This is a genomic window from Delftia sp. UME58, assembly GCF_014170385.1.
In the GTDB taxonomy this organism is placed as follows: Bacteria; Pseudomonadota; Gammaproteobacteria; order Burkholderiales; family Burkholderiaceae_C; genus Comamonas; species Comamonas acidovorans.
Genome location: NZ_LZZV01000052.1, coordinates 40,339 through 52,823 on the forward strand (window position 1 = coordinate 40,339; position 12,485 = coordinate 52,823).

Consider the following 12,485-nt stretch of genomic DNA (forward strand, 5'->3'; position numbering starts at 1 on the left):
TGCGCGTCAGCGGAAATCGCCTCCGCCCCCACCGGGGCCGGCGCCGCCGCCTGCGCAGCATTGGCCACGGCAGGTGGGTGTGCATTCGGGGGCCAGCGGCAGCGGGGTTCCGCCACTGCCACCGCCGCCTCCCCATCCGCCTGCACCGCCCGCACCTCCAATGCCTCCCCAGCCTCCGCCCGCTCCACCGGACGAGCCACCCGAGCCGCAGCTGCCCCCGACCAGCCGGCTGAAGGTGCTGGTGCTGGTGCGCGTCTCTTCCTCACCGTTGGCACAGACCCAGCTGCATTCCGTGGTGGCCCATTTCGCATAGGACGAGCAGCTTCCCGCATTGCGCGCATTCACCACGAGGCTCTGCACCGCCCCCATCTCCGCCGTGCGTGCCTGTGTGAAGCCCATGCTGCGCGGGTGCAGCTTGACGGCCGTGATGCGGTAGGGAATAACCACGCGCTGCTTGGCGGCCAGGGTCTTGGGGATGTCCGCCAGGAATTCGTAGCGGTAGTACTCGTCGGACTGCGGCGGCGTGAAGGCGACCTTGTCGGCCTGGATCAGGCCGTAGTTGGTCAGCGTCAGCTCGCCCGTGAATTCCTCGCCCACCTGCAGCTCGGGCAGGTTGATGGACAGGGGCTCCAGCAGCACCACGGGGGCCGGTACCTGGGTCTGGAAGGTGGCTTCCAGGGTGATCTGGTATTCGTCCTTGATGGTGGTTTCCGTCACGCTGAAGTCAATGCTGATGGTCTGGTACTGCAGGTGCACGCGCTCCGAGGTGGTGACGCCCGGGCGCACGAAGATGCGGCCCGACCTGTCGGCATGGCGCGGGCCGCTGGCCCGGTAGGTGTAGGTGCCGGGCGGCAGGTCGGTGAGCACGGCCTTGCCCTGCGCGTCCGTGGTGAGGGTGCGCAGATAGGTGAGCACGGCATCGTTTTGCAGGCGGATGCGCACGTTGGCCACGCCCGGTATGGGCTTGCCGCCCGCGTCCAGCGTTTCCGTGAACAGGTCGGTGGCATGGAAGCTCAGCCCGCCCTGCCCGCTTTGCGTGACGGCCACCGAGACGGGAATGGTGCCCGTACCCTGGTTGCTGGCCGTGATCTGCAGGCGGTAGGTGTAGATGCCATCGGCCACGTCCTTGCCCGGGCTGGCCGTGACCTGGATGGGCACCTGGGCGCCCACGTCCACGGCGCCGATATGGCTGGCGCTGGACAGGAAGATCCAGGAAGGCGCGGCCTTGCCATCCTTGTCCACCAGCTGGACCTTCACGTCCTGGGCCGCCACCAGGCCACGGTTGCCGATGGTGATGCTCTCGGTGACGGTCTTTTCCTGCTGCACGCCTGTTTCTATGTAGGTGGGCTTGGCAAACAGTTCGGGCAGGGCCTGCACCAGCCGGTAGTGGATGGTGAAGCTGCCCCGGGGCGTGTCCCCTGTCTCGCTGGCGTAGGCCGTGAGCACGACGGTGCCCGTCTCCCGGGCCGATGCACTGCCCGTGAAGCGGATGACCATGGGCACCGAGGCGCCTGCGGCCACATTGACCGGCGCACCCGGCTCCACGCTGATGCCCGGCGGCAGGCTGCCGCCGGGCTGCTGTGCGGGAATCACGGCCCAGCGCACGCCGGTGGCGCCCGTGCCCGCGCTGGCACGCGCATTGACCGTGATGCTGGCGGCAAAGCCGCGCGGCGCGGTGAGCTGGTAGCTGGCCAGGTCGAAGCTCAGGCGGTTGATGGTGAAGCGCCCCTGCTCTGTGGTGGCGGTTTCTTCCGGGTGGATGACGGAGACGATGTAGGTGCCGTTGTCATTGGCCGTGGGCACGAATTCGTAGCGGTACTGGCCGCTGTCGTCGGTGGCCATGCCTATGCGCCGCTTGAAGCCCGAGATGTCCAGCACCATGCGCAATGCCGCGTTGGGCATGGGCTGTCCGCTGGCGCGTGACACGGCGGCACCGGCAATGACGACGCGTTGCGCGCCGTACGAGACCGCCGGGCTGACGGAGCTGACCGTGCCCGTGTAGGGCGTCTTGGGCTGCTCTGGCTCGGGCGGCTTGTTGTTCACGGTGACGGAGCGCGTGGCTTCACCGGTCTTGCCTGCCTTGCTGGTGGCCACGGCCCTGAGCGTGAGGGCACCGTTGGCCACGCCCGACGTATCCCACTGCACGCTGTACGGAGCCTGCGTGGCCGAGCCGATCAGGCTGCCGTTGGCGAAGAAATCGACCTTGGCAATACCGCCAGGTGCCGAGGCGGCGACACCGACGGCCGTGCTGCCGACAACGGTTGCATCCTGGCCCGGCATGGTGAAGTTCACCGTCGGAGCCGCGATGGCATAGGTCACGGCAACCGCCGCGCTGCGGGGGCCGGTGCCGCGCGCATTGCTGGCCGTGGCCTCGATGCGGTGGGTGCCTTCGGCGGGCAGGGTCAGGGTGGTGGAGAAGCTGCCATTGGCTGGCACGGCCATCGGCGTGCCCACAGCCTGTCCGCCCAGATACAGCTGCACCTGCGAGCCCGCCATGGCCGTGCCGGAGACGGCCAGTTGCGGCGTGGACACCTGTGCGTTGTTGACGGGCTGCGCAATGACAGGGGCAGGCGGCGCGCTGAGGCTGAGCGTGAACGGTATGTCCAGCGCCGAGGAAACCCCGTCCACATCGGTGGCGGTGATGCCGAACCGGTGCGCGCCATTGGGCAGTTGCGCAAAGTCGATGAACTGTCTGTGGCTGAACGGGCTGATATTGCCGCCGCTGCGCTCGAAGACTTGCAGGCCGTTGATGGTGGCCTTGACGCTGGCAATGCCGATGGGGCTTTGCGCGGACACGGCCAATTCGCCTGGCTCGCGTATGGTCGCGCTTGGTTCCAGTGCTGCGTTGGCAAAGGTGGCACTGATCTGCGGAGGAGCAGGTATATAAGAGAATTTTGTACCCTGCCCAACCCCACTGGAACTATCGCCATTTCTCCCCACCGCAAAGATGTCATATTCGCCTCTTTGACTCAGACGGTGGGGTCCATAGGAAAATCTGCCATCCATGTCCACAGGAATATTGGATGTGATTTCCCTCCCATCCAGGAAGACGGAAACTGCTTGGCTGTTCTTGGCAACACCCGAGATCTGCAGCGCAGGCCCCTGGATTATGGAATTTTCAAGCGGCTGCAAAATAACTGGCTGAGACAGAACGTCGAACTCAATATCTACTTCCGCCAGATTCCCGGCTACATCAGAAAAAGCCAGCCTTGCGAATATCTTGCTTTTTTCTGGCGGAAACTCAAATACAAACTCTCTTTCACCAATGCCAACAGCCTGCTCCACTGCAGGATTGGCATGAGCAGCATCATGTGAAATCTTTACAGTTCCGCCCCTTAGAGCCGAACCAAGATCCACCACACTATAAGAAATCACTGATTTCCCGGCATCTTTCTGAATGATCCGTGCCGAAACTTCGGGAGGATCCAAGTCGATCTTGACCTGCTCAGAAAATCCAGACCACTCTTCCCATGTACCTCCGCCATTGATGCTACCCCGTACTCTCAGCCGGTATGCCTCCCCATTTACGATTTCTTCAGGCCATGAAAAATCCAGAGAATTTCCCACATCACCCGAATAAACCACTTCATTTCTTGAGTTTTGCACCTCCACCTCGTAGGTATTCATCAACCCCAAGGCATGCCAATACCATTTCGGCGATTTATTCGTAAAAACGGCCTCTACCGAAGGAGCTGTGAGTGTAAGCCCCGAGATATCCTGAAAATCATACTCGCTCTCCTTCAATAAAAACTTTCCATCATCATTCAGGACAAAGGAAAATCCCTGTCTTGGACGAATTGAATTTTCCTTGTTGCAGCCGACTTCGATTCTTTCGCTGTGTCGCCCCTGGATGCCTATCGTTGCAGATTTGCCATTACTCTCCGTACCCAGCAGATATCTGTATTGGAACTTTATTTCATTAGCTTCCTCATGTAGAACAACTTGGAAAGTACCCATAGGCAAATTCGTGCCATAGAAGTACATGTTCGTCCATTGAACCACCAATTTTCTCCTGGGTGCCTCGCCTTGCGTCAGATAATGAATCATTCCACCTGCCTGCCCCGAAACATCCGTACGAAGATCATCCCAATAGACAAAAATCGTATCACCCAGGGAAGTCTGGGAAAGACAGGTGTTTGCATATGCCGTAGTCTTGTTATCAAAACTGAGCAAGCCATTTGTCGTTACATAGAACTCAGTATATTTTCTACCGAAATATTCGAATTCAAAACCTATGGGAAACTTTCCTGCAGCGACATCGTCGCCGCGCAACCCCGTATCAATTCCTTGTCCAGCACTCCCCATGGAGGTGAAAATTGAAATCAGAAATAGAACCAATAGATTACGAAACACCGTGGTTGCACAAATAATTGGTCCAAGAATTTTCGAGATGACACCGCAGATCATCACCGCAAGGCACTCCATCAGTTTTCCCGCGACTACATGGACACCCAAAAAAACCCTCAACACCCAATAAGCAATGGCCATTTTTTTCTGCACCAACATCTGCCCCTCGCAATCTTGTAAATCTGGTTTTCAAAACCGCCCGCATGCCGCCTGAAGCCGGTGGCCTGCCGTTGCTGCGACGGCCTGCATGCTCGCCACCTGTGCTTGGTAGGCCTGCCAGCCACCCCGCAGCCAGTACACGGGCACTGCGTCAGGCCGGTGGCCCAAAGAGGCCTGTTGCGTTGCCAATCGGGCACGCAACTCAGGCTCCGTCGAAGCATCGGCTATGACCACCAAGGCCCGGGACGCGGAGATTCCTGGCTGGTCGCCGCGTGCCTTGCGGCTGGCTATGGCGTTCAGTTGGATAGCCAGATCGTGTGTGGCGACCAGCCGGTGCGTTTGTTGTTCATCAACGGGTGACTGCACAGCAGGTGATGCATCCAGGGCCTTGCTGAGGGACAGCACCGTCCACGCCAGACCCTGCCCCATACTGGCGATCCAGTCGCTGGCGGACAGGTCCTGCAAGCCGGTCGGAGCCATGGGAGGCAATACCGTCGCCGCGCCACCCAGCAAGGCCTTCACACCGACAAAGCCCTGGCTGCGCAATTGCCGGCATGCCGCGTCAAGGTCCGCATGGTCGAGCCCGGTGCCCAGCAGGATGACCTCCTCGGGCATCAGAAAGCGCTTGCCTTGCAACTCCTGCAAATCCATCTGCATGGCCTGCGTGACGGGCGATGCGCGCCTGTGCTGCGCCGGCCGCACGTCAACGAGCATGGCCACCTGCGGGCCGGGCGCAGCAAGGCGCCTGCGCCACTCGTCCGGACTCATCCAGCAGGAAGGGGTCAACGCCAGAGGCTGCGCCTGCCGGGGCCATGCCACGGGGGTATCGTCGGCCCTTGCTTGCCGTACGGCATGGGCATCTGCGCGACAGGACTGCGGCCCAGCATCGGTCTGCGCCTGCAATGGCGCAGCCGCCAGGACGGCTGTGCACACCGCCAGTGCATGCGCCAGGACGGCGCCCGGAAAACGGAGCAGCTTCATGCATCCATCCCCGCACCTGCACGGGCGGCGCGCCGGCGCTTGTGCTGCAGGCAGGCGCCGAAAGCCATGAGAGCGGACAACAAAGCCAGGCCCGCCGCCTCCAGCCCAGGAACCGCCGTCAACTGATCCCCAGGCAAGGGCCCGGACTGAATGACGGGGCCGCCCGGGTCCTTGATGACGCCATTGGCCTGCAGGTCGTCGTCGCCCAACTGGCCATCAGTGATGGTGTAGCTGATGCGGTTGCCGCTGATCGACAGGTTCCTGGGCGCATACCAGATGCTGCGGCCCCGCGAATGGGGCACAGGCCCGTACTTCAGGTAGCTGCTGATGCCGAACAGGTTGGGCCACTCGGTGGTGACGGTGACCGTGCTTCCGACGTCGCAACCGGTGAGTTCGTAGTCGAACACGCCATGCGGGAAGAACAGCACGTTGAACAGCGGCAGCCAGCCTTCGGGCTTGCGCACGGCCGTCTTGTCCGGGTTGAAGCGGCAGTTGGCGCCACCGCCCGCCACCGAGGCTTTCAGCGTGCCGGAGCCGCTGGGTGTAGGCAGGGCCACATCCTTGCCGCCCACAGGTGCGGCCTGGTTTTGCAGGGACACACGCAAGGCTTCGCCCGCACCGGCCGCCGTCACGCGCATCTCGAATGCGCCGACCAGTCCATTGGCTCGAAGAGCGGGCGACGCGGCAACGCCGCCCCCATCGGTGACGGCCTGCGCCGCGAGCGTGCCACCGTCAAACACGGCGCTCGCTCCGCTGTCCGGCAGCGCAAAGACCACGGCGTGGCCAGCCATGGCGGTGCCCTGCGCATCGGTGACCTGGACACGCACGGGTGCCGCATAGGCCGTCCCCACGGTGGCCGTCTGCCCATCCCCTGTCAGCTTGACAATGCGCAGCACGGGCGCCGTGCCGTCCAGGTTGTCCAGCGTGAAGCGCACGCCGCCAGGCAAGGCATCGACGCCGGCAGATACGGTGAAGCTGCCCGCAGCGCCAGTGGCGGTCAGCGCCGGGCTGCGTGCCAGGCCCTGTGCGTCGGTGAGCACACGCGCCTGGCGGCTGCCGCCGGCAAAGCGCGCGGAGGCCCCGCTGGCGGGTGCGTCGAACGTGACCTCCTGCCCCGCCACCGGGTTGCCACCCGCCGTCTGCAGGCGCACCTGCAGCGGCAGCGCAAAGGACTGCTCCAGCCGAGCCGACTGCAGATCGCCGGACACAATGGAAAGCGCCCAATCGCGCGCGGGCTCGTCTTGCCACTGAGCGGCGACCAGGCCTATCCACTGCGCCAGCGATTGCAGTGCCACATTCCGGGTGCCGTGGGATGGCAGCGCCCTCAGCAGGGGCTGGACTTGCACCAGGGCCGAGATGGCCTGGGCCGGCTTTTGCTGCTCCATGGCGACCCGGGCCTGGTCCAGCAATGCCTCGGCGGCCTGCCGCTGGTCTGCCGTGGCCTGCACCAGCGCAGCCACTGCGGCCCGGGTGTTAGCGGCGGCTTGCGTTTCCGCGATGACGACGACCGGCTGTGACCAGCGGTCCACCAGCGATTTGTCGCCGGATTTGCGCAACTGCGTCTCGACCGTGGTGGCCAGCGAGGTGCCTGGCAGATCCAGCCAGGCCTGCACACGCAGCTCGGCCTGGGAAGCAGGCTCCAGGGACCACCTGGCCTGATCACCATCGACCACGGCCTGCGGCGAGGACGAGCGCAGCTTCATGCCGCTGGCCAGGGTCATGGCCTGCTCCAGCGCAATGGCTTGTGTGCTGCGGTTGGCGATGCTGGTTCTGACGCGCACGGCGGATTGCGCCAGCATGGGCTCGGACACAGGCGGGACCAGGGCAGTGAAGCGGGTCTTGGTCCAGTCTTTCCACGAAACCGCAACCGCGCTTTGCGCCAGCGCATCGAAGCCGATCACCAGCACCTGGCCCTTGCCGTGGGCCACGCCCAATGCAGCGGTCTGCCCTGTGCCATAGCGGGCCAGTTCCGAGCCTGTACCCTCGTTCTGCAATGCCCAGGCCTGGCCTTGCAGCGCCAGCGCCGCATCGCCCAGGCCTGCATCGCCCAGGTGCACAGAGACGCCCGCAGGCAGTGGCTGGCCCGAACGGCTGCCGCCCCAGACGTCGGCCAGGCTGTCCGGCAACGCGCCCGGTGCGCCGTCGATGACCAGCGAGGCACCACGGTAGACGGCGGCCCGCACTTCCTCCATCTGGGAAGCGACCAGGTCGTCCACCGATCCATGGAGCCAGAGCGCGCTGAAGTCACCGGCACGCAAGGCCTTGCGGAACTCACCTGGCGTGACCGCCAACTGCACCGAACCCTCGGCTTGCGCCAGCAGATCCTGCAGGGCCAGGCGCTTGCCGTCCGTGCAAGCGGTGTCGGCGCCGCATGCGGCATAGGCCAGCACACGCAGGCCCTGGTCCAGGGTCTGCGAGGCTGCCACGGAGGCCTCCTGCTCGCGCATGAGCAGGGTACTGGCCGCGTTGTTGCCGGTGACGGGGTCACGGGTGGCCGCGCCGATGCGCGCGGCCAGCAGGAATTCCCTGGCCGTGGCGCCTGCCGCAGGACGCACCTGCAGCACCAGGGTGGGGGCGGAGTCCTTGGCCATGTCGCCCAGGGTCCAGCGGCCCTGCGAATAGCTGCCCGCCGATGCCGACTGGCTGGCGATCTCCAACTCCTGGGGCAGGTCCACATTAACGACGGTGGAGGCAGCAATGGCCGGCCCGGCATTGCGTGCCGTGATGGTGACCGTGGAGCCGCCGTCGCGGGCCATGGTGGCCGGTGCCGCCGTCACGCTGATGCCCGTGTCCGCTTCCGGTTCGGGATCTGGCCCGGTCGCCTTGGCGGAGCGCTTTGCAAACAGATAACCCGCAGCCGCCGTACCGGTGGCCAGATCAATGCCCGAAATGCGTCCCGGCGCGGACTGGCCGCCCGCCGTGCCCGCAAGGGCAGCGCCATCGACCAGCCCCTCGCTGACGGCAGCCGACAGCGCGTAGCTGCCCTGCAGCAGTCCATCGAATCGGAATTGGCCCTGGGCATCGGTGTGGGCCATGGCCAGCACCGACTCCCCGGTGCCTGCCCGGGTGCCGGTGAGCTTGATTTCGAGCACGGGGATGGCGGGCTCGCCGGCATCTCGCAATCCGTTGGCATTGCGGTCCTCGAAGGCTGTGCCGGCAATGCTGGCCTGTGCCTCGCCAGCGACCAGGCCGATGGTGTAGCGGCCCGTGGTGTTCACATCGAACAGGTTCAGGTGATAGCTCCAACTCAGGTCCTCGTTGCGCTGCCTGGAGAGCCAGACGTTTTCGCCAGGGACGACGTAGCCGTCGGAGCGGACCACCTGCCGGGGAAGACGGGTGCCCCTGGAGGGATCGGGCACGCGCGCATAGGCCATGCCATTCGCCACGGGATTGAACTGCAGGCTGGCGGTGGCACCGGAGGGCACGAATTGCGCGGATCGGCTTTGATCGCTGACCTCGGTATCCACGCCATCGGATTCATAGACGCGGTAGACATCTCCATCCAGGGCCAGAAAATCGCGGACCTTGTCGCGTCCTGGAAGATCGACACGCACATCCTGGACCAATTGATGGGTATTGACGGCCTTGATCAGGGACGTCAGATCACCGCCCAGCGAATCCGCATGGGTGAATCCGGCCGCGAATTCGACAAATTTGCCGGCCAGGCTGGACACCATGTTCCAGCGCCCATGCATGGACGATCCTGGCGCGATGTCGCCAAAGTCGAGCAGCAGGCTTTTGCCTGCTGGCGCATCGTTGACATAGCCGCTCAGAATCTGGAAATTGACCAGCAGCCCTTGTCGATTTTCGACAATGCGGGGCTGGGCCGTATCGATCTTGGTCTTGTGCGAAGTGCCGCCTCCGCTGTTCTTGATGCGCACGCCCAGCGTGAAGGGGTCGGAAGGCTCGACCTCGGGTGTGAAGGCATCGTCACCCGGAACATCACGGGGCAGGAAGTAGTCAAGCACCAGTTCAGGCTGGGGTCGCACGACGATGGACTCCGGCGCCACCTCCACGGTGTCGGTCTTGCCGTCCAGCGTGTAGGTGACCTTGGCGCCTATGTAGTAGACCGCCCCCTGGGGATCGCGGCCGCCCGTGCCGGCGGCGGGAATGATGAGCCACCGCACATTCGCCACGGCCTTGGGGGCGATGGTGCCGCCTTCCAGCGAACTGATGCCCTCGACCCCATCCGTGCGGTAGAAAAAGCGGGCTCCGGAGGCTGCGGAATCCGTGGTGGCGATCACCGTCTGGTTGTTCGCATCCAGGAACTGCAGCGTGATGCTGACGTTCTCCAGCTTCTGGTCCGCCAGGCCATTGGTGATCACCATCCTGGCGTCGAACGCCTGGCGCTCCAGCGAGAGTTTTTGCTCTATGACAATCTTGACTTCGGCACATACCGCATCCGCGGCCTGTGCAAAGGCAATGCCGATGGTTCCTGCAATGGTAAACACGGCGCCAACCAATAGCATCAGCCATCTGGGCGCAATCCTCCCCGAGTCTCTCCACTCCATATCCCCTCCCTCCCCGCTCTATTCATTGGTCCGCGATTGTATTGAGATCACTCATCCGCATCAAATCGTGACCTGAAAAAATAATTGGCAAGTCAATTTAAATAAGACTTGTCCTATTTCAAATGAAGCAACAAAGAGATTGAAACGGCTATTTGCGCTTCAGGGAAAGTCGAATGTCTACACATCCCGATATGGCAATGTCGATTGTTCGGTGATTCACCGGGCACCAGCACCCCAGCGAACGCGCCCACCGCCACCCTGTGTACGACATGCCTCACAATGAGGCCTTGTACTCCCGCACAGAACACCACACTTCATGAAACGCACCTGGCTGCTGTTTTCGCAGGCGGTCACCATCCTGGTGGCTGCCTATTTCGTCGTCGCCACGCTGCAGCCGGACTGGCTGCGCCGTGGAGCCGTGCGCAGCAACGCCGGCATTGCCTTGCTGGAAGCGCCGGCCACGCCGGTCGGGGAAGTCAGCCCCGGCAGCTTTGCGCCTGCCGCCAAGAAGGCTGCGCCGGCCGTGGTGAGCATCAACACGAGCAAGGCGGTGCGCCATCCGCGCAGCAACGATCCGTGGTTCCAGTTCTTCTTCGGCGACCAGGGCACGCAGGAGCAGGCAGGCCTGGGCAGCGGCGTGATCATCAGCACCGACGGCTACATCCTGACCAACAACCACGTGGTCGAGGGCGCGGACGACATCGAGGTCACGCTGACCGACAGCCGCCAGGCCAAGGCCCAGGTGATCGGCACCGATCCCGAAACCGACCTGGCCGTGCTCAAGATCGCCCTGGACAAGCTGCCCGTCATCGTTCTGGGCAATTCCGACCAGATCGACGTGGGCGACCGCGTGCTGGCCATCGGCAACCCCTTCGGTGTGGGCCAGACGGTGACCAGCGGCATCGTCAGCGCCCTGGGCCGCAGTCAGCTGGGCATCAATACCTTCGAGAACTTCATCCAGACCGACGCGGCCATCAATCCCGGCAATTCGGGCGGCGCACTGGTGGATGCCAGCGGCAATCTGCTGGGCATCAATACCGCCATCTATTCACGCTCCGGTGGCAGCATGGGCATTGGCTTTGCGATTCCCGTGTCCACGGCCAAGCTGGTGCTGGACGGCATCGTCAAGGATGGCCGCGTGGTGCGCGGCTGGATCGGCGTGGAGCCCAATGAACTGTCGCCGGAGCTGGCCGAGACCTTTGGCGTGAAGGCCGACTCCGGTGTGATCATCACCGGCGTGCTGCAGGCAGGCCCTGCGGCCCAGGCCGGCATGCGCCCGGGCGATGTGATCGTGCAGGTGGGCGAAAAGCCCATCCGAAACGTGTCCGAGCTGCTGACCGCCGTGGCCGCGCTCAAGCCCGGCGAGGCCGCGAAATTCGATGTGCGCCGGGGCGAAGGCCCCGTGGAGCTGCAGATCACCCCGGGCCTGCGTCCTGCGCAGTCGGCACAACGCATGCAGCGCCGCTGACCCGGCTTTCGAGCCCATGGAAAAGGCGCCGGTTCACAGGCGCCTTTTTCGTTCAAGAGCGGGTGCCGGACTACCGCTTGTGCAAACGCTGCGCCGCGCGCCAGTGCGCGCCGGGCGCCACATGCACGGGCGCATCGATGGCGGCGGCCTCCACGCACAGCATCTGCCGCCACCCTTGTGGCGGCATGTCGGCCAGGCGGGCACACAGCGAGGGGCCGGGGTTCCAGACCACGGTCTCGCTCCAGGCGGCATCCTGCGAGATGCGCAAGCCGCCGGCAGGCGCGGCCAGTTCCATGGTCTTCCCGGGGCGGGGGTAGACGCGATCGAGCTCTGCGCCAAAGCGCACCTCGCCTTGCTGCATGGGGTGGGTGTCAGCCACGGCGTCCCAGTAAGGCAGGCCATCGAGGCCTTGCAGCCGGCATTGCTCCACGTCCGCCACGCGCAGGTAGCTGTGCAAGGCGGCAGTGAAGGCCAAAGGCGTGTCGCCCCGGTTGTGCACCACCAGTTCCACGTCAAGCCGGCCGGGCAACAGCGTCACTTCCAGCCAGGTCTCGAAGGAATGCGGCCAGACGGCGCGTGTCTGCGGCGTGTCGGCAAGGCGCAGGCGCAGGAACAGGCCATCGCCCGCCAGCGTCTGTGCCTGCGCGGCCTCGGCCTGCCATGGCAGGGTGCGCGCAAAGCCGTGTTTGACCAGCGGGCCGCGTTGGTTGAATTGGGGAAAGCAGACCGGAATGCCGCCGCGTATGGGTGTGTGGCCGTCATGGGCGGCATGAGGGCTCAGGAACAGTTGCTCATCGCCACCTGCCTGCCAGGACAGCAGCTGCGCCCCTTGCAAGGCCACCAGGGCGGTATCGCCGCAGGCCAGGCGCAGGCGGATGGCAGGAAGGCCCTGCCATGCATCAGCGCAGGCACCGGGAGCTTGTGCGTCCGAAGGTAAAGCTGTTACCGCGGGAAAGGAAGATGTAACTTTCATGCTTGAATATAGCCCTTCCCTGCTCAGCCCTCCTCTGTCATGCAAC

General features: G+C 64.1%; 6 protein-coding genes. 2 read left to right on the plus strand and 4 right to left on the minus strand.

Features of this window, described 5'->3' with window-relative positions; all coding sequences use genetic code 11:
• Positions 1 to 6: 6 nt before the first annotated feature.
• Positions 7 to 2,796, minus strand: coding sequence for an Ig-like domain-containing protein (locus A9976_RS31735; protein ID WP_183019394.1), 2,790 nt, complete (start codon positions 2,794 to 2,796; stop codon positions 7 to 9).
• A gap of 264 nt (positions 2,797 to 3,060) precedes the next feature.
• Between A9976_RS31735 and A9976_RS13290 the strand changes: the two genes are divergently transcribed.
• Positions 3,061 to 3,315: a hypothetical protein gene (locus tag A9976_RS13290; RefSeq protein WP_183019395.1), complete on the plus strand. Its 255-nt coding sequence runs from the start codon at positions 3,061 to 3,063 to the stop codon at positions 3,313 to 3,315.
• Between the two features lie 1,221 nt (positions 3,316 to 4,536).
• Here A9976_RS13290 and A9976_RS13295 read toward each other — a convergent pair.
• The gene (locus tag A9976_RS13295) at positions 4,537 to 5,220 is read right to left on the minus strand and encodes a hypothetical protein (RefSeq protein WP_183019396.1); all 684 of its coding nucleotides are present in this window, start codon (positions 5,218 to 5,220) and stop codon (positions 4,537 to 4,539) included.
• Between the two features lie 263 nt (positions 5,221 to 5,483).
• Positions 5,484 to 9,938: an IPTL-CTERM sorting domain-containing protein gene (locus A9976_RS13300; RefSeq protein WP_183019397.1), complete on the minus strand. Its 4,455-nt coding sequence runs from the start codon at positions 9,936 to 9,938 to the stop codon at positions 5,484 to 5,486.
• A 376-nt stretch (positions 9,939 to 10,314) separates the two neighbouring features.
• Here A9976_RS13300 and A9976_RS13305 point away from each other — a divergent pair, with 376 nt between their 5' ends.
• On the plus strand, positions 10,315 to 11,466 hold the full coding sequence (locus tag A9976_RS13305) for a S1C family serine protease (protein ID WP_183019398.1): 1,152 nt from the start codon (positions 10,315 to 10,317) through the stop codon (positions 11,464 to 11,466).
• Positions 11,467 to 11,536: 70 nt separating this feature from the next.
• On the opposite strand, the gene A9976_RS13310 is transcribed toward A9976_RS13305, so the two are convergent.
• Positions 11,537 to 12,439: a D-hexose-6-phosphate mutarotase gene (locus A9976_RS13310; RefSeq protein ID WP_183019399.1), complete on the minus strand. Its 903-nt coding sequence runs from the start codon at positions 12,437 to 12,439 to the stop codon at positions 11,537 to 11,539.
• Positions 12,440 to 12,485 lie beyond the last annotated feature (46 nt).

Bases quoted from the DNA above. Each gene is read 5' to 3' on its own strand.
- A9976_RS13310 (WP_183019399.1), bottom strand. From the start codon at position 12,439: ATGAAAGTTACATCTTCCTTTCCCGCGGTAACAGCTTTACCTTCGGAC.
- A9976_RS13295 (WP_183019396.1), bottom strand. From the start codon at position 5,220: ATGCTCGTTGACGTGCGGCCGGCGCAGCACAGGCGCGCATCGCCCGTC.
- A9976_RS13305 (WP_183019398.1), top strand. From the start codon at position 10,315: ATGAAACGCACCTGGCTGCTGTTTTCGCAGGCGGTCACCATCCTGGTG.